Origin of the sequence: Gallibacter intestinalis (genome assembly GCF_014982745.1) — a bacterium.
GTDB lineage: Bacteria > Bacillota > Clostridia > Peptostreptococcales > Anaerovoracaceae > Gallibacter > Gallibacter intestinalis.
The window spans coordinates 172,546-195,884 of sequence record NZ_JADCKA010000001.1 but is presented as its reverse complement, the minus strand read 5'-3'; the positions used below and the strand labels follow the sequence as shown (position 1 = coordinate 195,884).

The following is a 23,339-nucleotide window of genomic DNA, read 5'->3' as shown; positions in this document are numbered from 1 at the left end:
TGAGTATATCATTATTAGGGCCCGTTATCAATAAAAAGGCTTTGAGCTGTATGTGGCAGATTTATATATCCGTTCTTGCAAGTATCTGTGCAGGTGTTTTTCTAACGGTTCTCCACACCGGTAGCAGACCGAATATCAGATTTACGCCGTATATTACCACAATGGCTGTGATTACCATTATAGGGTTAAATACAAACTGCTCCGCAAAGGTGTCAACACCTGTTATCTTGTAAAGTACATAACACATAAATGCAAGCCCAGGAAGCCCTGCTATTGTTGTAATAGCCGTTATTTCACCTGTGAACATCCTATATATATCACGCTTTTTCATGCCTATAGCTCTATATACGCCCACTTCTCTTATTCTGGAAAGGAAGGATGCTCTCATAATCAGATATATCTCTATTACTGAAATAACAAACATTACCGCCGCCATCACGATCATGGCTATGGTCTGATTTTTTATGGAGCTCATATACTGCGCCTTTGCTATTTCATATGTATCCTCCGGTTGCTGTCCCATTTCACCTAAAGCTGTCTGAGCTACATCTCTGTCAGCGGCATATATCATCATACCGCCGCAGTTCTTAATACCCTTTTGTATATTTCCGTATTCCTGAGTTTTCTTATTCACAATTCTTATTTCAGCACCGGCAATATCATCGGAAAGTCCCGAATAGTAGCCGGTAACCTTAAGCTTCTTTCCGTTTATTTCATCTTCAAGAACAGAGCCTATAGCAATCTCGTTTTTATAATCAGCATTTATTAAAACCTCATAATCCTCATCAGGGAGGCTTCCTCCTTCCAGCTTAAACCTGTCTGATAGGGCATCGGCGCTGATATATTTTGTCTGGGCACCTTGACTGTCTTCATTGTCGCTTCCAAAAGTACCGGCGCTAGCTAAAATATCTTGAAAGAGACTGCTGTCCGCATAGATTCCCGGACTTTGTCTGTCAACGATACCTGCTATGGTGAATTCTCCAAGAGCCCCTATAGTAACCTTTTCTCCAACCAAATCGGATTTTTTAAGATAGCCTGCTTCTCTTACGGTGCCTTCCATACTGTTGAAATTACTTTCCAATGCCATGGTATCCACCAGTATTTCTCTATCCGATGACGGTCTCTTTCCTGCGATAATCTCATCATCTGCCACAGTATCAATATCGCCTAAGGAGCCGCTTATCAGTTCATAGCCGGAAGCAGTCTGCAAATATCTGTCCATAACAAGCTTCGTATCTATTCGGCTATCTCCCGGAATTGCGTATTTCACGCCTTCCGCAGCCTGATATTTTTCATAGTCAGCTATGCTCATCTCCGAGTCTGAAATGTTCATATAGTCTTTGTTTACTGTCACAAACTGCTTGTCATCTGGAGTCATAAGTCCCATAAGATTGCTTATGGCATATGTCATAAACATTGCCGCCACCAGGAAGCCTACAAGAAGCAGTTTCTTTGTCCTAGAGTAATTTTTTACCTTTTTAAAACCTCCCCTTATCATTTCGCCAAAGCTTATGGTTGTGGAATATTTTACAGGCGCCTTATGCTCAAGGACGGTTCTATCAAACTGATATGCCTCCTGCTCCTCTTTAGTCATCTCCCTGTAATGACCTTCGACAATCTCCATGCTGCTGTTTTCATCAACGATTTCCACACGGCTGTTTGGATCCTTACTCCTTATATAGATATTTCCGTTTCTGACAACAATATCGATGTCCGCCTTGGCTCTTTCGTTTTCACCGCCGTAAAATCTGACATCGGCGACATCTCCGGAATACTGTTCTTCCCTTTTCATGTCTCCCAGATAAATCCTGTTGTCCATAACATAATCAAGACCCTTTTCATGATTATTCGGCTCATCGGAAATAACGCTACCGTCTTTTATCTTTATAATCCTGTCAGCATAGAAGTTTGCAAGGTTTTCCTCATGGGTAACGAGTATAACTAGCTTATCTCTTGAAATGGCTTTTATTATATTCATAACCTCCAGGGTGTTTCTGCTATCCAGATTTCCCGTAGGCTCATCGGCTATTATTATCGGAGGATTTTTTACAATCGCCCTGGCTATGCCTACCCTCTGTCTCTCGCCGCCGGAAAGCATTCCCGCATATCTCTTTCTGTAGCGGTACATGCCTACCTTTTCAAGAACATAATTCACCTTTTCTTCTATCTCAGCCTTATCTTTAATACCCAGCATCTTAAGGACAACTGCCACATTGTCAAACACGGTCATATCGTCCACCAGATTATAGTTTTGGAAAATGTAGCCTATATATTCGTTTCTTATGGCATCCTTTTTCCCTGTCCTTGCTTTCGCTATGGAAACGCCGTTTATTACAATATCTCCGCTGTTTATGCCGTCAAGGCCTCCTATTACATTGAGAAGTGTCGTTTTGCCGCATCCCGACGGACCGAGAAGAGCCACAAGGCCGCTGGCGTCAAAGGTTAAATCGGTATTATCTATTACATGTATCTGATTTTTCTTTCCCTTAAAGAAGTATTTATTTACCTTTTCAAGCCTGATCATTACCTATGCCTCCTCTCTGAAAGTATCCATCGCCGACTTTTTAAACATACTCTTCGCAAATTTTGCAGAAATAAGATATACCATAAGTATTATTATCAGATACAGCACTGCAAGCTGCGGCACGCTGAGCATCGAAGCCAAAGTTGCAATAAAGGAATTTCCGAAAAATCCGTTTTTAGCTATGATATAAACAGCAATGAATATCAGATATGCTACCGTGGCAACTGTCATAAGCTCGATGTCCAAAAGCCTCTTTGTATTCTTGCCGTTCATACCAAGTATTCTGAGTATTACAAAGTAGTCGCTTCTGCTTCGCAGTATCAGCTTTACTACAAAGTATGATATAAAGAATACCGCTACCAGTAAAAACAGTATCACAGGCACCTGCACGATATTAAACATCGCTTCGGAAATCTGGTCAACATACACAGCTCCCTTTAAGGAAAGTGGATTGTATCCCATCTCATTTAAGGATTTAAGTGCATTATCCACATCCTTTAAATCCTTAACATAAGCCGAATACTGATACTGTGCATCTCCTGCAATCCTTGCCATATCATTTGGATTTACAAAAATAGCACTGCTGTACATGTCGTAATCATCTATTCCCATAAGGCTTTCCATGGTTTTTCCGTTCATAATCCTGCCTACGGAAAGCTCCGTTTCACTATCTGCGTATATATTTGATGTCCTTACTGTTATGTTTTTACCTGTTGCCTGTCCGTCATCAAAGAAACCGTTAAGGGCCTCTGTGGAATAAACCTCTCCTTCAGGTACCTTATCCGATGCCACCAGATACATTTCTCCTGCAGTTAAATCTATATCACTGTTTCCCGAAGTTATATTTATCTGTGAATTAGTCAGTATCACATCAGCCTCGGCAGTTTTCAGAGTATCACCGTTAAGATAGAGAGTACCAGTCCATGTATCCAAGCTGTCATCAATTACGACTCCCACAAGCTTTAAATCTCTCATGGTGAGATCCTGCGCCGAGGAACTGTAATCCTCCACATACACGTTGGTATCCAACGACTGATTTATCATATCCTGATCTGAAAAATACCAGTTATCACTGCTGACGCGAATAACGGTTTCACTATCATTTTCAGGCATTCTTCCGTAATCCACATTTTTAATATTATCGAGGCTTGACAGATGTACCGTAAGGCTGAACATATCTCCTCCTGCCCAGTATTCACTGTCTTGCAGAATGTCATTTTTTTCAACTCTTTCTATTCCGCTCACGGCGCTGATAGCATTATAATCGCCTGTTGTCATAGCTTTACCGTCATCACGATTTATAACTATCCTATCTTCTGAGTAGTTGGTAAAGTAGGAATTTCTGCCGTTGGCACTGAGTTCCGCTTCATTTTTACTGAGTGTTGCGTACTCTCCTGCCACGGAAAAAATCAGGAACATAAATACAAGCAACAGAAGAACAAATTTAGGAGCAATATTAAAGGCATTCCTCAAGCCAAGCCTTATCTTTGAGGAAAGGTTTATCTGTGCACCTTCGCCATCTTCATTTTCGATGGCAGCCTTTGCATCCTTTAAAGCCTTCTTGTCCTCGCCTCTTTCTCCTGTCAGCCGTGCCAGGACTTCTGGACTAGGCTTAGGTTTTGAAAACACTTCATCCTCTGTGATTCTGCCATCATTCATCTTGATTCTTCTTGTGGCATATTTTTCAAACTGATCGTAGTTATGAGTTACCACCACAACAAGCTTGTCCTTTGCAGCTTCTCCTAAAACCTTTATTACAGCTGCCGCAGATTCGCTGTCCAGATTTCCCGTAGGCTCATCTGCTACAATCATATCCGTTTCCTTGGCAAGGGCTCTGGCAACAGCAACCCTCTGTTTCTGTCCACCGGAAAGCTTTGATGCCTTAGTGTCGGTAAACTCCTCAAGGCCTACCTTTTTGATAATATCCCTGACCTTTGGCTCCGCCTCTTCTTTTGTGTAGCCATTGATTAGCAGTATCAGTTCAATATTCTGGTATACGGTATAGCTGTATACCAAATTGAAGTTCTGAAAGATATTTCCCACATACTTTTTTCTGTATCTTTCAAAGTCACTTTCGGTGTAATGGCTTGTCTCCACACCGTTGACATACATTTCGCCTTCTTCATAGGTATCAAGGCCTGATATGACATTTAAGAGCGTAGATTTACCACTACCGGATTCACCTGTGATTACCACAAACTCTCCCACATTCAGCTCAAGATTTACCTTTGAAAATCCGCTGGTTATCATGCCTTTGCTATAGTAGAACTTTGAAACGTTCTTTAACCTTATCATGGTGGTCTCCTTTCTCTTCTTTGCGTTTAGTGTACTACGACAGATAGTACACTGTCAACAGTATTTTATTTTCTCTTTTATGGGAAAGGACTTCCTTATTGTTTTCTAAAAAAAGAACAGGCCTTACGCCTGTTCCATGTAATTTTGATATTTTAATCACCGTTATTTTGCCTCTTCCTCTGAAATAGCTTCCCAGTTAGGATGAGTGTTTATATCTCCTGCTGCTCTGACCTTAACCATCATTCCGTCAGCACCGGCTGCAAGCTGGTATTCCGAAGCCTTATCGGCAGTCATAACCGTTGTTTTTTCTGCTCCATCTACACTCATTTTGATAATAGTGTCTGTAACTGTTCCACCAGAAGCCGTAACACAGTCTTCATAATAGATATATCCGTCATAGATATTAATTGCATTTGCTCCTGTCTTTGTATTCTTATTAACTGCAGTAATTAACTTCTGATCTTCGCCAGACATTGAGTATTTATATATGCCGTAGGCTTTATCCACAGTTCCAATTAGATAGATAGCAGAAGAATCCACGATTACTTCTCCGTCTTCAGGAAGCGCCATCAGCTGCTTTTCGTTGTTGCCGTCGTTATCATAGCTGTAGAGAAATTCTCCTTTATCGGTTTTCTTTTTAACATATATATTGTCACCAGCACATCCTATTAGTCTTGCTTTTTCAATAAGCACCTTAGGCATTGTGCTGGATAATTTAGTGTCTGTAACCTTCATCCTTACAACGCTGTAGTTGTCCGAATCCTCCAGGTCATCGCCGCCCTGTCCAGTCAGCACTGAAGCATATACATTATCCTTTGACACAGTAAATGCATCACAGTAAAGTTCTGCAATCCATTCTTCCCTATCACCTTCGGAATTAACCTTACATATGGTGCTTATTTCATTATCGTAATAATAAATCTTATCTCCCACAATATTTACAAGACCAATATCGCCTTCTTTTATAACTTTTCCTTCTTTAGAAACGCTATCGGTTTTATATATGTCACCATCTTTAAGATAATAGGTTGAGCCGTTTTGAGAAGTTACTTCCCCACCGTTTAACATATTACCCACTGTGGCACCCACCGTGTTAAACTGAGCTCCGCAGGAAGCCATGGTCACTGCTATGGCAGCAGACATAAATACTGCACAAGTCTTTTTTAAAATACCTTTCATAATATATCTTTTCCTTTCCATTCATCTACCGCTAAAACAACCCGAATCCTGCTATGGACATCATAAAGTTCATAACTCCGTTTATAAGCGGTGTCAGTACGGTATCCGTCACATTAAACAGTATCAGAAGCATAAGGATAAAAAAGCCGTTCTGATACAAAGTGTAATACCAAGAATATCTCTTAAGATCAAATATCTCCGTAACAATATTAAATCCATCTAGCGGCGGTACCGGCAACAGATTAAAGAGCATAAGTATCACATTCATATATATTATATAAAATATAATCCAGCAAATATATCCGCCTATGCCGTCCGTATACAATCCTATTCCCGCTGACTGGGTAACCAGCTTGTATATAAAGGCAAATACCACCGCTATGATAAAGTTCATAGCCACACCTGCTATTGCCACAAGAAATTCATCTCTTCTTGGCTTTTTAAAATTATAAGGATTTATTTCCACCGGTCTACCCCAACCAAAGCCTACAAAAAGCAGTGCCAAAAATCCTATAGGATCCAAATGAGCACCGGGATTTACCGTAAGTCTTCCCTGAAACTTAGGTGTGGGATCCCCCAGTTTGTACGCCACGATACCATGGGCATACTCATGAAAACAAAGTCCTATAATAATTCCCGGAAGCATCAGGAACTCATTGATAATCCATCCGCCCGGATCTCTTCTGATTGCCTGACTAAATGTCAGAGCCAACAACACCAGCAGCACCAATGCTGCAGGATTCATAAATCTTTTCACTTTCTTTCCTCCCGTATCACATTACAATACATCGGACAGTATTCTTGAAAATACTTCCTTTATCTTTATCCACGAGCCTCTCTGGTCATAAAGCTCCTGAGTCAGTTTATAACTCAGCTTTATATCCTCTTTAAACGAATCCACTATCTTACTTGTAAATTCTGCATCATAGATAAAAGCGTTTGCTTCAAAGTTAAGTTTAAAGCTTCTTCTGTCAAAATTTGTAGAGCCCACCGTACATATTTCATCGTCAACTGCCAGCACCTTAGCATGGAGGAAGCCGTTATCATATATATACACATTGACACCCTCTTCCATGAGCTCCGCAACATATGAATATGTGGCCCAGTATACAAACATGTGGTCCGGCATACACGGAATCATCACATTTACTTCAACGCCGGATTGAGCTGCCATCTTAAGTCCTTCCAGTATCGGAGCATCTGGCACAAAGTACGGAGTCTGTATATAAATGCTTTTTTTAGCCGATGTAATCATCTTAAAGAAGCCATGCTTGATTTCTTCTCTTGTATTGTCCGGTCCGCTAGAAACAATCTGAACGCCTATATTACCGCTGCCCTCCTGTTCCTCCATGAACACTTCTTCCATATTGAATTTTTCTCTTGTGGCACTTCGCCAGTCCAAAAGAAATCTAGCATTTAAATCAAGAACGCTTCCGCCTCTTATTTTCAGGTGAGTATCTCTCCAATAGCCGAATTTACGCTTAAGTCCAACGTATTCTCTGGCTATATTAAATCCACCAACATATCCGATTTCATTATCTATAATCACAATCTTTCTGTGATTTCTGTAATTAAGCTTTGTATTAAACAGCTTAAACTTACTTGGGAAAAACTCCGCATAATGTCCGCCGCTTGCCTTAAGCTCTCTTACCAATTCCTTATTTATCCCTCTTGAACCAAGGGCATCCACCAGCAGCCTGACTTCAACACCTTCCATGGCCTTACGGATGAGCAGTTTTAAAAACGCATCACCTACTATATCCTTTTTGATAATAAAATACTGTACATTAACATAGGATTTTGCATTTTCAATATCGTCGAACAGAGCCTTCATTTTTTCTTTACCATCGATAAAGAGTTCTATGCTGTTATCCTGCGTAAAATATGCGTGACTGCATGACTGATTAAGCTTAATAAGGTCTGTCCATTTTGCTGCGATTTTATTTTCAAATTCAAATGTACCTTCTCCGATTGCCTCACTTTGCTTTTTTAATGAAGCAGAAATCATCTCCTCTTCGTTTTCATACAATCTAAATATCTTTTGTCTTGAAATGTTCTGCGAAAAAACAATATAAAAAATCGTTCCTAAAATAGGTATAAAAAGAAGGACCATTATCCATGCCAGCGTTGCGGATGTGTCCTTTCGCTCCAAAAAGATGATGGCCAAGGCTATGAGTATATTTATAATCAGTATCACTTCAAACATAGCTTTCCTCTACCCTTTTCCTTCATTTCAATACAGTAATCGTATTATACCACTTCGACAATTAAATTAAAACAGTTCTTTAAAGTATCCTTGATTTGCTCACATTTGGGGATTATACTGTAAATATAAAAGGAAGTTATATTTTTGAAGCGGAGAAAGGAAGGGATATTGAAAATCGATATGCACTGCCATACCAGGGCCGGCTCCATCGATTCCAAGATCTCACTCGACGAGTATATAAGACTTCTGAAAGAACAGGGTTTCGGCGGTATGATGATTACCGACCATACCACCTCAAAGGGGTGGAAGGTATGGGACGAAATCCGCAACGAAGAAGAGTTTAAAGACTTTGTAGTTCTCAAAGGTATCGAATACGATACAAGAGATGCAGGTCATTTCATAGTGGTACTTCCTGACGGAGTACAGCTCAAACTCCTCAATGTACGCGGTCTTACCCTGAAACACCTTATACAGATAGTACATCAGCATGGCGGTATTTTAGGACCTGCCCATCCTTACGGGGTAAAGAGTTCCAGCTTTATGAGTCTGAGAGCAGCAAGGAAAAACGCCTCACTGATAGAACAATTCGATTTCATCGAAGTCTTTAATACCTGTGAGACGCCCCAGGCCAATGAACTCGCTTCACAGTTGGCCGAAAAGCACGGTAAGCCTGGACTGGGAGGTTCAGATTCCCACAAGGCAGACTATGTCGGCATGGGATATACCGAGTTTGACGAAGATATAACATGCAACGACGATTTAATAAGGGCTGTCAGAGAAAACAGAATCGTAGGTGCCGGCGGTCGCGAACGCGAAGCAACACCGGGTATGGCACGAAAAATGCACTGGACTGCAGTGTACGGATTTATGGCCTACAATGTAGGACTTGGTTATCTGTTTACACCATTTAGGAAATTCAGAAAGGTCCAGGAGCTGACACTGTAAAACTTAATAAGGTAAGAAATCAAAGAGGCTGCCTCGCACTTGCGTGACAGCCTCTTTTGTGGGCTACAGCCCTATTTATCATTTTTATCCCAGGGGTTTTCGTCCTTCCATCGCCTTTAACAGCGTGATTTCATCTGTGTATTCCAAATCTCCTCCCACCGGAATTCCGTGAGCAATCCTTGTAACCTTTATCCCCGATGGATTTATAAGCCTTGCTATATACATGGCTGTAGCTTCTCCCTCGATGTTCGGGTTTGTGGCAAGAATTATCTCCTTTACATCATCATTTCCCTGAAGCCTTTTAATAAGGGATTTGAGATTTATATCCTCAGGTCCTATGCCCTCCATAGGTGAAATAGCTCCGTGGAGAACATGATACAGTCCCTTGTATTCTCTTATCTTTTCCATGGCGGCAACATCCTTTGGACTTTCCACCACGCAGATTACGCTTTTATCCCTGCTGTGGTCAGTACATATTCTGCACGGATCCTCATCCGTAAGATTGCCGCATATCGAACAGTACCTCATTTTAGCTTTAGCTTCGGTTATGGCACCTGTCAGCTTTTCCACTTCCTGGTCTTCCAGAGAAAGAATATAAAAAGCAAGTCTCTGCGCCGTCTTACCGCCTATACCCGGCAGCTTTGACAGCTCTCCTATAAGTCTGTTCAAAGGTTTAGCATAATATTTCATATTGCGATTTTCTCCTACAGAAGTCCAGGAGGAAGCCCCAGACCGCTTGTCAGCTTGCTCATTTCTCCGCTGGATATTTCATCCATCTGCCTCATTGCTTCGTTTACCGCAGTCATAATCAGGTCCTGAAGCATTTCAATATCATCTGGGTCAACAACTTCCGGCTGAAGGGTTATGCTTTTAATTTCCTTATCTCCGTTCACAGTTACTGAAACTGCTCCGCCGCCGGATGTGGCTGTAGTTTCCATTTCACTTATTTCAGACTGCAGCTGCTCCATTTGCCTTTGCACCGCCTGCATCTGAGCCATCTGCTGTTTCATATTTCCTGCTCCGGCTTTTTTAGGCTTTTTGCCCGCTCTCATATTTCTACCCATTTTTTCCTCCCGATTTGCTCTAATCTTCTATCTTTACATGAACGCCGAGTATATCTTCTACCATATGTGCGGTTTCCTCGACATTCTGTCCTTGATCCTCTTTTTCATTATTTCCGGCTATCACGATATGCATATTGCTGCCAGTCTGCTTTCTGAGAATTTCAGTTAATTTTTCCTTTTCCTTTTCAAGCATCATTACAGCTGTGGTATTTAAAGCACCGATTACCATTTCACCGGATGTCATCTTCTTTGGAAAGGTATGTTGCTGCACTACTATCAGCATCGGATTCTTTGACACAGCCTCATTGCACACATCTCTCCATACCTCTTCCATGTCCATATCAGCCACATTCTTAGGTTCGCTTTTAACCTCTTCTCTTTCAGGTTCATCCGTTGGCTTCACTTCGATGCTACCCTGTGATGGAGCTGTTTTTTTGGTTTCCGGTGACGGCTTCATCTGCTGTGCCTGTTTTACCGGCTGCTTTGATTGCATCTTGGTACCAGGCTGCATCTGTACCATCTGCGACATTCCCGTTGCCAGCTGCACCACAGCCAGCTCCAAAAGAACTCTTGGCTGTGTGGAATATGTCATTTCTCCTGCTGTCTTTGACAGAAGTATTATGGCGTTATTTATCTCTGCGGTATCAAGTCTCTGACACTGCTCTCTTACTCTCTCCACATTTTCTAGGGACATATTTAAAATATGCTCCGGCTTTTTAACATATTTCGTGAGAAGAAGATTTCTGTAATGGTTTATCAGTCCTCCCATTACCTGTCTTGCATCCTTGCCTGCAGAAAAAATTTCATTTAAGCTAAGTACGCATTTTGAAACATCGCCATCGGCAATGGCATTTGTCATATCTATATATGTTTCTTCACCTACAGCTCCAAGGGCATCAAGCACATCATCCCTTGTGACCTTCCCTTCCCTTCCGGAAATGCACTGTTCAAGGAGTGTAAGACCGTCTCTCACCGATCCATCGGCATTTGTAGCCACCAGTTTAAGAGCATCTTCATCTATTTCTATTCCCTTTCGCTGGCAGATTTCCTTCATTCTTGTTTCCAAATCTGCTTCAGATACTCTTCTAAAATCCATTCTAATACATCTGGAAAGAATTGTCTGAGGCAGTTTCTGCGGCTCCGTTGTTGCCAAAATGAACATTACATTTTCCGGAGGTTCCTCCAAAGTCTTTAGAAAACCGTTAAAGGCTTCCTTGGAAAGCATATGCACCTCGTCTATGATATACACCTTTTTTCTTCCCACTGCCGGTGGGAAATTTACGCTTTCCCTTAATTCTCTTATATCATTGATACCGTTGTTAGAAGCGGCGTCGATTTCAATGAGATCCATAAATGTGCCTTCCTTTATGGCTCTGCAATTATCACATTTTCCGCAGGGTTTTTCGCCCTCAGAAAGACAGTTTACCGCCTTCGCCAAAAGTCTTGCAGTGGTCGTTTTACCTGTTCCTCGAGTGCCGCAAAAAAGATAGGCATGATTTACCGAATCGCTTTCAACCTGCTTTTTTAGTATTTTTACTATATGTTCCTGACCGAGCATTTCTTCAAATACTTCCGGTCTGTATTCTCTATATAGTGCTTTATACATTTTGCTATCTCGTCTCCTATCTAAAATTGCCCCTTGGTAGCCCTACAAAAAACGGAAAAGGCTGATCTGCGGCACATGAGTTTATCCGCTTATTGCTGCTTCCTTCCGGACCTGACAAGGTTCACAGACTCTCATTGCGCAGGACCCCAACCGTATTTGTAAGGCTGCCAAAAGGCAATTCACATTAGTTGATTATAAATGCAAATTACCTACAAGTCAACATCAGACATAAGGCTATTTTACCGCCTTGTAAAGCTCGTCGCTGGCAGGGGGCTCCACAGGACTTTTTATCCCGTTTTCTTCAATCATTATTCCATCTTCTGGCGAAGCTATAACACCGATTTCGCTAATCGCAACGCCGGCATCTTCCACCGCTTTTACAACAGCATCCTTTTTTTCACTGGAAGCCACTATCAGCATACATCCGCTGGAAATCAATCTTAACCAGTCTATATCATAAAACTTCGCTATCTTTTCTGTAACCGAGTCAACTGGAATTCTATCCTTATATACAAGGGCACCCTTTCCTTCCACAGTGCACATTTCCCATATTGCCCCGAGAACTCCGCCCTCGGTTACATCATGCATACCGCAAGTGCCTACGCTGCCCGCCGCAACGCCTTCCTCAACAACGCTTACTTCATTGAGAAAGCCCTTGGCGATTTCAAGTTCCTCATCTGTGAGAACTTCCTTAAGCTCCTCTTCATTATCATTTGCGATAACTCCAGCACCTTCTATTCCCGCTCTCTTGGTGAGTAATATCGCATCACCAGGCTTCATGTTTTTATGGGAATTTTTTTCACTGTCACGGGATATTCCTATCGCCGTGGAAACTATTACCGGCTTATTTACCGCTGCCGTTATTTCCGTATGGCCGCCGATAATTTCAACCTGCACCTGAGCTGCAGTTTTTCCCGCCTGTTCCATCATAAGAGCAATATCTTCTTCTGTGGTTCCTGGAGGAAGCATGGCTGCTAGCATAATACCCACAGGTCTTACTCCATTGCTGGCTATATCGTTACATGTAATGTGTATAGCAAGTCTTCCTATTTCATTGACAGCTGCCGTTATCGGGTCAGTGGACATAACGCAGTCGCACTGTCCGAAGTCTACCACTGCACAGTCTTCTCCTATGCCCGGTCTTGTTTTTACTTCCGGCCTTCTATATGTGATTTTATCAAACACTATTTTCTTTAATAGCTCGCTGTCTATCTTTCCAATTTCCAGCATTGCAAAAATTCCTCCTCGGTAATAACCGGAATTCCCAGTTCCTTTGCCTTTTTATTTTTTGCGGAAGCCGACTGACTGTCGTTGTTTATAAGATAGTCTGTATTTTTGCTTACAGAGCCGGTCACCTTGCCGCCATTTTTTTCTATCAATTCTTTTAGCTGACTTCTTGATTCAAAGCTATTGAGACTGCCTGTTATTACGAACACTTTGCCGCCCAGCTCATCGGAGCCCTTATCCTCTTTAACAAAATTAACCTGAGAAAGTATATCATCCACAATCTCGTTGTTTGTCTCATCGCTAAAATAGTCTATATAAGCCCCGGCAAGAACATCTCCTACACCATCTATGGCCACCAGCTCATCGTATGTCAGATTTCTGGCCCTTTCAAAATCGTCATCCGCTGCTGATGCTATAACAGCAGCATTGGCAGCTCCTATACCCGGTATTCCCAAGGCATATAAAAGCTTTGCCGCAGTGGTTATCCTAGCCTTTTCTGCAGATTCCTGCAAATTTTCATATGACTTTTCTCCAAAGCCATCCATAGCTACAATCTGATCCTTATATCTATCTAATCTAAAAAGATCTGCCGGCGTCTTTACAAATCCCGCTGAAACAAATTTTTCCAGGGTTGCTTCAGAAAGGTTTTCCATATTCATGGCATCCCTGCTTACAAACAAAGCGAAGGATTTTATTTTTTTTGCAGGACATTCGGGATTTACACAGTGAAGAGTCTCCACTCCCGCTTCAGCCTTAAGCTGTGTCCTGTGTCCACATACGGGACATGCATCAGGCAGAGGATCCGGTCCGCTTTGAGTGATGTTCTCCTCAATCTGTGGGATTATCATATTTGCCTTATAGACCTTTATTGTATCCCCTGTGCCTAGCTTAAGCTCCTTTAATATGCTCACATTGTGCACCGAAGCTCTGCTTACCGTAGTGCCTTCCAATTCCACAGGCTCAAAAATTGCAACGGGATTTATAAGACCTGTTCTGGAAGGACTCCATTCTATGCTTTTAAGAGTTGTCTCTCTGATTTCATCCTGCCATTTAAAGGCTATGGCATCCCTTGGAAATTTTGCAGTGGTTCCCAAGGATCTGCCGTATTCTATATCGTCATATATAAGCACAAGCCCATCGGAAGGAATATCCATACTGTTGATATTTTCTTCAAACTTCTTTACTTCCTCAGGCACCTGCCTTCCCGTAAGCCTTACATATTCCACAATCTCAAAGCCCTGGGACTTTAAAAACTTCATCTGGTTTTCCCGTGAATTTTCAAAATCCATTTCAGAGCCGTCCTCTTTTGTGGCTTCCGTTAGGGAAAAGGCTGCAAAGTTTACATTTCTCTGAGCCGTAATCTCATTGTTAAGCTGCCTTACAGAGCCGCTACAGAGATTTCTAGGATTTTTATATTTTGCTTCCACATCATCGATGGTTTTATTTATTCTTTCAAAATCAGAATACTTTATAAAAGCTTCTCCCCTTACGGTAAGTCTTCCCTTAAATGGAATTGACAGAGGCAGATTTTCAAACACCTTAGCATTAGGTGTAACCACTTCGCCGATTACTCCATTTCCTCTAGTTACCGCCTTTTCCAGTCTTCCGCCTTCATAGGTGAGCACTATGGTAAGACCATCTAGCTTCCAGGAAAGTAAGCCTTCTCTGTCTCCCAGCCAGGCAGCCAGTTCATCTATGCTTTTAGTCTTATCCAAAGACAGCATCCTTGAAGGATGTTCTTCCTTTGGCAGTCCTTCCGATGTTTCATAGCCAACCTTCTGAGTGGGACTTCCGGAAAGGACTATACCTGTCTCCTTTTCCAAAGCTTCCAGCTCATCATACAGAGCATCGTACTCCAGATTGGACATTATTTCGATATTTTCTTTATAGTAGGCCTCAGAAGCTTTGTTGAGCCTATCGGCCAGTTCTCTCATCTTCTTTTGCTGATCTGACATACCCGTAATTTCTCCCTTGGGATAAATGCAAATTAAATTTTCTTAAGGGGTGCGATATCCGTAGCCAGCTTTTTTTCACCGGCTGTATCAAATCTCACTACGGCAACATTACCGTCAACCTTAATGACGGTACCCTCTCCGAACTTGCCGTGGGATACTCTATCTCCCTCGCTGAAGGTTTCCGTATTTTTAACCTTTTTCTTTACCGCTCTGCTGGCTCCCTGAGCCGTTGCAAAAGGCATATACGGCTGAGATGCTCCGTAACCATCCAAAGGCTTTCTTTCTCCCAAAGATGCCTCATTCTTTTTCTTGAACACACCGTCTCCGGTCAGAAGCTTAGGATCCACTTCTCTTAAGAACTGAGACTCCCTTGTAAAGTTACCCTGTCCGTACATCACGCGATATCCGGCACTTGTTAGGCAAAGTCTTTCCTTGGCTCGAGTCATTCCCACATAACAGAGTCTTCTTTCCTCTTCTATGCCCTCCTGAGAGTCCAGACTTCTCCATCCAGGAAAGAGTCCATCCTCCATGCCCGGCATAAATACAAAAGGAAATTCGAGGCCCTTGGCACTGTGCATCGTCATAAGGGTCACAGCGTCCTCGTCTGGATCATGGTTATCCACATCGGAAAGCAGCGCTATCTTTTCAAGGAATTCACTTAATGACAGCTCACCTTCCTCTTCAAAATCGAAAATCACCGACTTGAATTCCATAAGGTTTTCAGTTCTGCCATCGGCTTCCGGTGTGTTTTGCTCTTCTAAATATTTCAGATATCCAGACTGGACTAAAAGTCCGTCATATATATCGGATACTCTAAGGTTTTCCACTTCCTCGTGATAGTGAGCAATGGTCTTTGCAAACTCCATTCCCGCTGCTGCTGCCTTTGCCGGAAGCTCATCTGTTATATTTTCGTCTAACAATGCATCAAACATTGTGATACCGTTAAATTCCGCAGCATTTCTAAGCTTTTCCACGGAACTTTGACCTATTCCCCTCTTAGGAGAATTTATAACCCTCATAAGGGCCAATTCATCGGCAGGGTTTGCCACAAGCCTCATATATGCAACCATATCCTTAATTTCGGCTCTGTCATAATATCTGACTCCGCCTACTACCCTGTAAGGAATATCCTTTCTCGAAAGGGCATCTTCAAAGGTTCTGGACTGGGCATTTGTTCTGTAGAGAATTGCAAAATCGCTGTACTTTCTGCCGCTTCTCATAAGCCTGTCGATTTCCTGGGCGATATATCCTGCTTCCATCCTATCGTCATCCAGTCTGGCATAAACAACCTTACTGCCTTCCTCCGCCTGAGTCCACAGTTTTTTATCCTTACGCCTGCTGTTGTTTGAAATAACCGAATGGGCAGCAGCCAAAATATTTCCCGTAGAACGATAATTTTGCTCAAGCTTTATTACCTTTGCTCCTGGGAAATCCTTTTCAAAATTTAATATATTGCTTATATCGGCTCCGCGCCACTGGTATATACACTGGTCATCATCGCCTACTACGCAGATATTCTGATACTGCTCTGCCAGCATACTGATAAATTTATACTGCAAGGTATTTGTATCCTGGTATTCGTCCACCATGATATATCTGAATCTTTCCTGATAATGCTCCAGCACATCCGGTTCCTGTTTAAGCAGCTTTACCGTATTGAGCAATAGATCGTCGAAATCCATGGCATTGTTTTTCTTAAGAACTCTGTCGTAACCTTCATAAATTGAAGCTACCACTTCATCCCTGTAATTTGAAATCATGCTTTTCATGGTATATGGGCTGATTTCCGATTCCTTTGCCTTACTTATGGCCGACAGAATGCCTGCTACTGGAAACTTCTTTTCTTCGATTCCCTTTTCCTTCATGACGCTTTTTATAACCGCTTTCTGGTCCACAGGGTCATAAACCGCAAAGGAATTTGTATATCCCAGACGCTCTGCATCTCTTCTTAAAATTCTGAGACATGCTGCGTGAAATGTCATTATCCACATTCGGGCATCGTCTCCGAGAAGCGCTTCAACCCTTTCTCTCATTTCTCCTGCCGCCTTATTTGTAAATGTAACGGCCAGGATGTTGTACTGTGGTACATTACAGCCTTTAACAAGATGGGCTATCCTTCTTGTCATAGTGCTTGTCTTACCGCTGCCGGCTCCTGCCAGTATAAGCAGAGGTCCTTCCGTGGTAAGCACCGCTTCCTTTTGTTTTTCGTTAAGTCCCTTTAAATATTCCATCTATTATTCTTCCTTATTCTCATTGTTATCGTTATTATCGTTATTTTCATTACTCAGGCTGTCCATGGAAATCTGATGAATTTCCAGACTGCCTTCCTCTTCATAATCGTAAATCTCTCTGTCTCTGTCTTCAAGCTGTGGTAGATCATCTATGCTCTCTATATCCATATATCGCAAAAACTCATCGGTGGTTGCGTACAGTATCGGCCTTCCTAAGCTGCTGCTTCTGCCTGCTTCCTTTACAAGACCCTTTTGTACCAGTCCGTCGATGACCCTTTCACATTTTATGCCTCGCACGGATTCTATTTCACCTCTTGTTACAGGCTGTCTATAGGCTATAATCGCCAAAACTTCCAGTGCCGACTGAGTCAGTTTTCTCTTTTTAACAGGTGTACACAGCTTCCTTATATATTCATAGTTTTCGCTGTATGTCACGATCTGAAAGCTTTTGTCAACGCGCCTTATGCGAAGACCTCTTTCGTAGGCCTCATATTCATCCTGAAGTTCCATGAAAAGATCGTATACTTCCTTCCACGGCATATCCACCACATCAGCTGCAGTTTTGACATCCAAAGGCTCTCCCCAGACGAACATCATTGACTCCAGTGCGGATTTTATTCTCTCTTTATTTGTCATTGTTTTCTTCCTCCTGATCAAAACGTTCGCCCTTGGCTACTTTGATGTCGCCAAAAAGTGCTTTCTGCTCCGCCCTCACCTGTCTTTGCTTTACCATTTCCATTATGGATGTAAAGGAAAGAGCAATATCGTATTTATCTTGACTGTCCTTTACAGTCTCTCTAAAGGAGTACACTGCATCAGGCTGCTGTCTGAAAAGCATCTTGATGAAGCTTACTCTTTCCTCAGAGGTTATTTTTCTTTTCTGTACATTTTCATAGTTTTTTCTAATTTCGGAAACCTTTTTCCTTCGTCCTAGGAAAGCCTCAAAGGCATTTATCAGCTGATCCGTATCAAGCTGCAGGATTTCTTCTGGGTCATCTAAAAATGCGGAAATATCCTCCTGTGGCTTGCTTTCCACCATCGCTCCCTGATCCTCCATCTGGGAAAAAAGTTCAGCAGCCCTTTTATATCTCCTATACTCAAGGAGTCTTTCGACAAGTCCACTTCTCGGATCTTCGCTTTCGATTTCCTCTCCTTTTTCGTCGAGCCTTGGCAGCAGCATCTTTGATTTGATTTCTATAAGGTTTGCCGCAAGCACCATAAATTCGGATGCGGGCTGCACATCCAGCTCCTGCATCCGTTGCAGATGTTCCATATACTGTTCGGTAATTTCCGATACCTTTATGTCATAGATGTCCATTCGAGCGCTTTCTATAAGGTATACCAGCAGATCGAAGGGACCTTCAAATGTCTTAAGTTTTACTTTGTATCCCATAGCCTTCCTATTATACCATCTTTTTGACAGGAATGCTTATTTTTGTGAGATAATCCTTTTCATTTCCTGCGGTGAGATTGTCAACTATACTGTCTTCAAAGCTGTCGCCCGATATTATGTATCCATCTTTTTTTATTTCCTCAATGGCCTTCACATATGTGCTTGGCGTTTCAGCATATGCACCCTTATGATAAAAAACAGCATAGACCCCTTCCTCCACCACAAGACAATGCTCAGATTCAGCGGTTTTTTCCATTACCGTATAGGCCTTTGAAGCTTCCGTATATTTACCTTCGAGGATCTTTTTTAGAGGTATGACAGAGCCTATCTGATAGTTATGCTCTATTTTTTCTCTGGACGCTTCCTCAAACAATGTTTTTATAGCAACATCCGTATCAAAAAGTGTAAATGGCTCCTTAACATCCTCCGCATATAGATACCGTCTTTTCTGAAATTCATATCTGACCTTGTCTGTTCCGGATATTTCCGCCGCCTCTTTAAGCTGCGCAATTTTTGCTTTAATACGACGATTAATTCTCCTCTGCTTTTTTATCTTTTCAGTCAGTTTTTCATTTTCCTTTTCCAGCAGCAAAATAGCACCTTCGACGCTTCTATCATCCATATATTCTCTAATTTCCGCCAGAGGCATTCCCACTTCCTTGAGCATTGATATGGTATCTAAAACCTCCATCTGCTTTGCGCTGTAGTATCTGTATCTGTTATTTTCATCCACATAAGCCGGTTTTATAAGGCCAATTTTATCGTAAAACAGCAGCGTCTGCTTGGACATTCCATGGATTGCAGCAAACTCCCCTGCAGTAAAATATTTTCCCATAAGTGCTTTCCTCCCTTGACTATATAGTTACTATACCCTTTATACTTTTACCTGTAAATATGAAAGGAAATATCTAATGAAAAAAATAAATCCGGCTTTTGCCAATTCAATAACTTATAAGGAATATATAAGGTATCTGCTGCCATCGGTGATTTCAATGGTATTTTTGTCATTTTATACTACCGTTGACGGTTTTTTCGTATCACGATTTGTAGGCTCCGATGCCCTTGCAGCGATAAATATCGTCATTCCTATAACCTGCGTATTTTTCGGTGTTTCGGTTATGCTTGCCACCGGTGCCGGCGCCATAGTTGGAGTCAGACAGGGAGAAGGTCGTTTTCATGAAGCGGACAGCTTTTTTTCCTTTACGGTTACAGCGCTGATAGTCATAATCATAATTTTAACAACTGTCGGTGCACTGTTCCTTGAGCCTATACTTCGTCTATGCGGTTCCACGGACATATTGATGCCATATACTAAGCCATACGGAATCTGTCTGGTCATAATGACTCCTGCCATGATATTAAAGTTATTTTTTGAATACTTTACTCGTACCGACGGTCACCCTTCCGTGGCTATGGCAATGTCTGTAACAGGACTTGTACTCAATGTTATTTTGGACTTTATCTTTGTGGTTCCGTTAAACATGGGAATCCTTGGAGCCGGTATTGCAACGGCCATTGCCATGTATATTTCCGCAGCCATAGGTATCTTCCACTTTGTTTCCGGCAGAAGCAATCTGAAATTTGTAAAACCTAAAGTGGAAATCGGCAAACTCTTTCACGCTTGCTATAACGGCATCTCTGAAATGATGACAGAACTTTCTACAGGAGTGACAACTCTCCTCTTCAATCTGACCCTTTTAAAAATTGCCGGTGAAGACGGAGTTGCATCCATGTCCATAATCACATATTTCTACTACTTCTTTACATCGGTATACTTTGGTATAACCGTGGCAGCTCAGCCGGTGATTTCATATAACATCGGCGCCAGAGCCCAGAAAAAACTAAAGGAAATAGTAAGACAGTCCATGGTGTCAATTACGGCAGTCTCTGTTGTCATCGTTGCCATCTGCCTATTATTTGCAAAACCGCTGGTAATGATTTTTTCCACGGAGCCGGATATACTGGAAATGACCGTACCTGCATTTAGAATCTTCTGCCTGGCGTTTATCCTATGCGGATTTAATATCTACATTTCCGGTTATTTTACCGCCATCGGTAACGGAGGCATGTCAGCTCTGGTTTCATTTTGCAGATCCCTTATCTTTGTGGTAGTATTCTTGGAAACAATGCCACTCATAATAGGAATCAACGGGGTATGGTCTACTATCCCTCTTGCGGAAGTTGCTACGGCAATAGTAGCCATACCGCTGTTTAAAAACTTTAATAGACATGACGACAAGCATTTTCCTAAACTCGACAAGTCAGTTTAGACACATAAAATAAAAAACAGAAAAAGCTGCTTACCGATTGAGCATTTCGGCTAGCAGCTTTTTTTCTGTCAATTTATTATATCTTAGAGGTAAATGGCATTATTATTATCTAAATGTTTTATGATTCCAGTTTTTGAATATATTTTATTTCGTTCGTACCGTTTTATACAAATTTTCACTGTTTTGGTTTATAAATGAATTTTTATACTAAAGCCTTTCCCAAGGCTACGCATGCTTCTTCTGCCGCAGCATCCGGAGCTTCGTTACAGATTACAAAGTCACAGGCCATTTGAGCACCATCCTTTATACATCTTTCCTCCCAGTTGCGCATCCATTCTCCGTCTCCCCATCCGTAGGAACCGAAAAGGGCTATCTTTTTACCCTGAAGCTTCCCTTCGCATGAGGTGAACATCGGTTCAAATTCACTTTCCTCAAGGACCTCAGAACCCATGGAAGGACACCCGAATGCAACCGCATCAAAATCATCAAGCTTGTCTGAAGCAAACTCTGACGCAGTAAACATTTCAGCTTCTCCGCCTGCCGACTTGATACCTTCCAGCACTTTAAAAGCCATCGCTTCTGTGTTTCCGGTACCGCTCCAGTACACTACAGCTACTTTACTCATAATCTTTTTCCTTTCTTATCCGCATCACACCGCTACCGCAAGCTGTGAGACGCACTTACCCTTTTGCCACATTTCTTTATATACTCTGCGGCATTTTTCAAACTGTGCGAATTTCTTTATAGCCTGACATTCGTTACAGTATACCTTCCAGCATCCGCTGCATTTACTGTTCTTACCCGCATTAGCGATAAAGCCTATTACATCACCAAGGGGATATCCAAGGAAAAGACCTATTTCATGGGGAAAGTCATCAATATTTTTGAGGCGTTTTGCCAATGTCTCGATTGCTTTGTCGGCATCTGTGCTCTCATAACCGTATTTTTTCATAAAGGATGCGACTCCCGGTCTGTTAAGGTCCTCCTGCAAATAAGACTTTCTGCAGACATATACCAAAGCTCTGTTTCCTTCTTTTTTAAGCACCATCAGCACTATGCCCTTTGATTTGAGCCCGTCGTTAAGTCTGTCTATCTGCGCCTGAAAATCGGTTTCGGCACCTATATTCATACTAAACAGATTTGCTGTTTTCAATGATGCCAATGTCGGCGAGCAGTGTTCTATAAGGTATTTGTCCAGCATGTCTTCTCCTTTCGATTTATATTAGGCTTACCTAACACTTTAGGGGGTTTATTGGGGATGTCACAATAGACATCCCCGGTATGTCATGAGCCAAAAGTGTTTTTGATGAGTTAGTTTATCCTAACTTGGTTATAAGTATATCACATATGCCTTCTTTTGCAAGTACTTTTTTAAAAAAATTTATGATATAATTTTACAAAAAGTAAAACCATTGAAATTTAAGCTTTGGAGGCTTTTTATGTCAGGCAAAAATACAAATAAAAAAGAAATGAAAACCAATGTTATGAGAATTTTAGATCAGAAAAAGGTAAAGTACGACCATTACTGCTATGCAGATACAGATGCCGTCAGTGGCGTGGAAGTCGCCCATGTATTAAATCAAAATCCCGCACAGGTCTTTAAAACCCTGGTTACCGTAGGAAAAAGCGGAAACCATTTTGTTTTTGTCATCCCCTGTGAGCGAGAACTCAATTTAAAAAAGGCAGCCAAAGCTGCCGGTGAAAAGTCTATAGAAATGATTAAATCAAAGGAATTACTCGGTCTTACTGGGTACATACATGGAGGTTGCTCTCCAATAGGAATGAAAAAATACTTCCCAACCTTCATAGACAGCAGCGCAACTTCCTTTGACCACATTATATACAGTGCAGGCAAAATAGGCTATCAGGTTTCAACTTCCTTGGAGGACTTGTCCAAGATTATAAGATTTGAAATCGCTGACTTAACCGACTAATCAACGCACCCCGGCGCCCCGTTACCTGCAAATCAATAATATGCATTGTAAACTATGGCTCCCCATATCCTAAGGGCCAGTTCCACAAAGTTTATCACTATGCTGCATATGCATATGATGCGTATTGTTCGATATTTGCTGTAATGGGTCTTATTGAAAAACATCACCATAAGCGCGATAAAAAATCCCAACGGTGCAATCAGCGATATGACGCTTATTATCATCATCAACTGACTTTCATCCGTATGGTGATTATCAGGATCGTTAATTACAATTGCCTTTTCTTCTTTCAGCAATTCATCCAGGGAAATATCATATATATCGCTGAACATTATTATGCTTTCGATATCCGGAAAGCTCTTTCCCGTTTCCCATTTGGATATGGTCTGCCTGGATACATGCAACCTGTTTGCCACATCAATCTGAGAAAGGCCCTTTGCCTCTCTGCAGTTCTTTAAATTATCATGTAATGCCATTTTTCTTTATTCTGTCCTATTCAACTCTCACATT

At 41.8% G+C, this 23,339-nt stretch carries 20 protein-coding genes and 1 other RNA gene; 3 read left to right on the top strand and 18 right to left on the bottom strand.

The window, feature by feature from the left end; translation table 11 throughout:
• Positions 1–61 precede the first annotated feature (61 nt).
• From INF20_RS00885 to cls, 5 genes are all read right to left on the bottom strand, one after another.
• A complete protein-coding gene (locus tag INF20_RS00885; protein WP_226384509.1) occupies positions 62–2,524 on the bottom strand; it encodes an ABC transporter ATP-binding protein/permease in 2,463 nt (820 codons plus the stop codon).
• A gap of 3 nt (positions 2,525–2,527) precedes the next feature.
• On the bottom strand, positions 2,528–4,819 hold the full coding sequence (locus tag INF20_RS00880) for an ABC transporter ATP-binding protein (RefSeq protein ID WP_226384508.1): 2,292 nt from the start codon (positions 4,817–4,819) through the stop codon (positions 2,528–2,530).
• Positions 4,820–4,981: 162 nt separating this feature from the next.
• On the bottom strand, positions 4,982–5,998 hold the full coding sequence (locus INF20_RS00875) for a DUF5050 domain-containing protein (protein ID WP_226384507.1): 1,017 nt from the start codon (positions 5,996–5,998) through the stop codon (positions 4,982–4,984).
• Between the two features lie 31 nt (positions 5,999–6,029).
• Positions 6,030–6,755 carry a site-2 protease family protein gene (locus tag INF20_RS07970; RefSeq protein WP_226384506.1) on the bottom strand — a complete coding sequence of 242 codons (726 nt, stop codon included), beginning with the start codon at positions 6,753–6,755 and terminating at the stop codon, positions 6,030–6,032.
• A 21-nt stretch (positions 6,756–6,776) separates the two neighbouring features.
• Positions 6,777–8,204, bottom strand: coding sequence for a cardiolipin synthase (gene cls, locus INF20_RS00865; RefSeq protein WP_226384505.1), 1,428 nt, complete (start codon positions 8,202–8,204; stop codon positions 6,777–6,779).
• Positions 8,205–8,348: 144 nt separating this feature from the next.
• Between cls and INF20_RS00860 the strand changes: the two genes are divergently transcribed.
• A complete protein-coding gene (locus INF20_RS00860; RefSeq protein ID WP_226384504.1) occupies positions 8,349–9,149 on the top strand; it encodes a PHP domain-containing protein in 801 nt (266 codons plus the stop codon).
• Between the two features lie 84 nt (positions 9,150–9,233).
• On the opposite strand, the gene recR is transcribed toward INF20_RS00860, so the two are convergent.
• The 10 genes from recR to INF20_RS00810 form a co-directional block, all read right to left on the bottom strand.
• Positions 9,234–9,839, bottom strand: a complete 606-nt coding sequence (recR, locus tag INF20_RS00855; RefSeq protein WP_226384503.1) for a recombination mediator RecR — start codon at positions 9,837–9,839, stop codon at positions 9,234–9,236.
• Positions 9,840–9,853: 14 nt separating this feature from the next.
• The gene (locus INF20_RS00850) at positions 9,854–10,201 is read right to left on the bottom strand and encodes a YbaB/EbfC family nucleoid-associated protein (RefSeq protein ID WP_404812904.1); all 348 of its coding nucleotides are present in this window, start codon (positions 10,199–10,201) and stop codon (positions 9,854–9,856) included.
• Between the two features lie 31 nt (positions 10,202–10,232).
• The gene (dnaX, locus tag INF20_RS00845) at positions 10,233–11,819 is read right to left on the bottom strand and encodes a DNA polymerase III subunit gamma/tau (RefSeq protein ID WP_226384502.1); all 1,587 of its coding nucleotides are present in this window, start codon (positions 11,817–11,819) and stop codon (positions 10,233–10,235) included.
• A gap of 51 nt (positions 11,820–11,870) precedes the next feature.
• Positions 11,871–11,970, bottom strand: an RNA gene (gene ffs, locus INF20_RS00840) — signal recognition particle sRNA small type.
• An 83-nt stretch (positions 11,971–12,053) separates the two neighbouring features.
• Complete coding sequence (locus INF20_RS00835) at positions 12,054–13,049, bottom strand: AIR synthase family protein (RefSeq protein ID WP_226384501.1); 996 nt, start codon at positions 13,047–13,049, stop codon at positions 12,054–12,056.
• Positions 13,028–15,001, bottom strand: a complete 1,974-nt coding sequence (gene ligA / locus INF20_RS00830) for an NAD-dependent DNA ligase LigA (protein ID WP_226384500.1) — start codon at positions 14,999–15,001, stop codon at positions 13,028–13,030. The genes INF20_RS00835 and ligA overlap by 22 nt, the downstream gene beginning before the upstream one ends.
• A 32-nt stretch (positions 15,002–15,033) precedes the next feature.
• Positions 15,034–17,232, bottom strand: a complete 2,199-nt coding sequence (locus INF20_RS00825; protein ID WP_226384499.1) for an ATP-dependent helicase — start codon at positions 17,230–17,232, stop codon at positions 15,034–15,036.
• A gap of 3 nt (positions 17,233–17,235) precedes the next feature.
• Entirely contained in the window at positions 17,236–17,868 is a 633-nt protein-coding gene (scpB, locus tag INF20_RS00820; RefSeq protein WP_226384498.1) for an SMC-Scp complex subunit ScpB, read from the bottom strand.
• A complete protein-coding gene (locus tag INF20_RS00815) occupies positions 17,858–18,625 on the bottom strand; it encodes a segregation and condensation protein A (RefSeq protein WP_226384497.1) in 768 nt (255 codons plus the stop codon). Before INF20_RS00815 ends, scpB begins: the two co-directional genes overlap by 11 nt.
• A 10-nt stretch (positions 18,626–18,635) precedes the next feature.
• Positions 18,636–19,460, bottom strand: coding sequence for a MerR family transcriptional regulator (locus tag INF20_RS00810; protein WP_226384496.1), 825 nt, complete (start codon positions 19,458–19,460; stop codon positions 18,636–18,638).
• A gap of 76 nt (positions 19,461–19,536) precedes the next feature.
• Between INF20_RS00810 and INF20_RS00805 the strand changes: the two genes are divergently transcribed.
• The gene (locus INF20_RS00805; RefSeq protein ID WP_226384495.1) at positions 19,537–20,895 is read left to right on the top strand and encodes an MATE family efflux transporter; all 1,359 of its coding nucleotides are present in this window, start codon (positions 19,537–19,539) and stop codon (positions 20,893–20,895) included.
• Between the two features lie 202 nt (positions 20,896–21,097).
• Here the strand turns inward: INF20_RS00805 and INF20_RS00800 are convergent, their stop codons facing one another.
• On the bottom strand, positions 21,098–21,520 hold the full coding sequence (locus tag INF20_RS00800) for a flavodoxin (RefSeq protein WP_226384494.1): 423 nt from the start codon (positions 21,518–21,520) through the stop codon (positions 21,098–21,100).
• A gap of 24 nt (positions 21,521–21,544) precedes the next feature.
• Entirely contained in the window at positions 21,545–22,096 is a 552-nt protein-coding gene (locus INF20_RS00795; protein WP_226384493.1) for a DUF3793 family protein, read from the bottom strand.
• Between the two features lie 238 nt (positions 22,097–22,334).
• Between INF20_RS00795 and ybaK the strand changes: the two genes are divergently transcribed.
• A complete protein-coding gene (gene ybaK, locus INF20_RS00790; protein WP_226384492.1) occupies positions 22,335–22,829 on the top strand; it encodes a Cys-tRNA(Pro) deacylase in 495 nt (164 codons plus the stop codon).
• Between the two features lie 32 nt (positions 22,830–22,861).
• Here ybaK and INF20_RS00785 read toward each other — a convergent pair whose 3' ends face one another.
• Positions 22,862–23,305 carry a helix-turn-helix domain-containing protein gene (locus INF20_RS00785; RefSeq protein WP_226384491.1) on the bottom strand — a complete coding sequence of 148 codons (444 nt, stop codon included), beginning with the start codon at positions 23,303–23,305 and terminating at the stop codon, positions 22,862–22,864.
• Positions 23,306–23,339: the final 34 nt, after the last annotated feature.

Coding starts and splice junctions, on each gene's coding strand:
- INF20_RS00885 (WP_226384509.1), bottom strand. CDS start 2,524: ATGATCAGGCTTGAAAAGGTAAATAAATACTTCTTTAAGGGAAAGAAA.
- INF20_RS00880 (WP_226384508.1), bottom strand. CDS start 4,819: ATGATAAGGTTAAAGAACGTTTCAAAGTTCTACTATAGCAAAGGCATG.
- INF20_RS00875 (WP_226384507.1), bottom strand. CDS start 5,998: ATGAAAGGTATTTTAAAAAAGACTTGTGCAGTATTTATGTCTGCTGCC.
- cls (WP_226384505.1), bottom strand. CDS start 8,204: ATGTTTGAAGTGATACTGATTATAAATATACTCATAGCCTTGGCCATC.
- recR (WP_226384503.1), bottom strand. CDS start 9,839: ATGAAATATTATGCTAAACCTTTGAACAGACTTATAGGAGAGCTGTCA.
- INF20_RS00850 (WP_404812904.1), bottom strand. CDS start 10,201: ATGAGAGCGGGCAAAAAGCCTAAAAAAGCCGGAGCAGGAAATATGAAA.
- dnaX (WP_226384502.1), bottom strand. CDS start 11,819: ATGTATAAAGCACTATATAGAGAATACAGACCGGAAGTATTTGAAGAA.
- INF20_RS00835 (WP_226384501.1), bottom strand. CDS start 13,049: ATGCTGGAAATTGGAAAGATAGACAGCGAGCTATTAAAGAAAATAGTG.
- ligA (WP_226384500.1), bottom strand. CDS start 15,001: ATGTCAGATCAGCAAAAGAAGATGAGAGAACTGGCCGATAGGCTCAAC.
- INF20_RS00825 (WP_226384499.1), bottom strand. CDS start 17,232: ATGGAATATTTAAAGGGACTTAACGAAAAACAAAAGGAAGCGGTGCTT.
- scpB (WP_226384498.1), bottom strand. CDS start 17,868: ATGACAAATAAAGAGAGAATAAAATCCGCACTGGAGTCAATGATGTTC.
- INF20_RS00815 (WP_226384497.1), bottom strand. CDS start 18,625: ATGGGATACAAAGTAAAACTTAAGACATTTGAAGGTCCCTTCGATCTG.
- INF20_RS00810 (WP_226384496.1), bottom strand. CDS start 19,460: ATGGGAAAATATTTTACTGCAGGGGAGTTTGCTGCAATCCATGGAATG.
- INF20_RS00805 (WP_226384495.1), top strand. CDS start 19,537: ATGAAAAAAATAAATCCGGCTTTTGCCAATTCAATAACTTATAAGGAA.
- INF20_RS00800 (WP_226384494.1), bottom strand. CDS start 21,520: ATGAGTAAAGTAGCTGTAGTGTACTGGAGCGGTACCGGAAACACAGAA.
- INF20_RS00795 (WP_226384493.1), bottom strand. CDS start 22,096: ATGCTGGACAAATACCTTATAGAACACTGCTCGCCGACATTGGCATCA.
- ybaK (WP_226384492.1), top strand. CDS start 22,335: ATGTCAGGCAAAAATACAAATAAAAAAGAAATGAAAACCAATGTTATG.
- INF20_RS00785 (WP_226384491.1), bottom strand. CDS start 23,305: ATGGCATTACATGATAATTTAAAGAACTGCAGAGAGGCAAAGGGCCTT.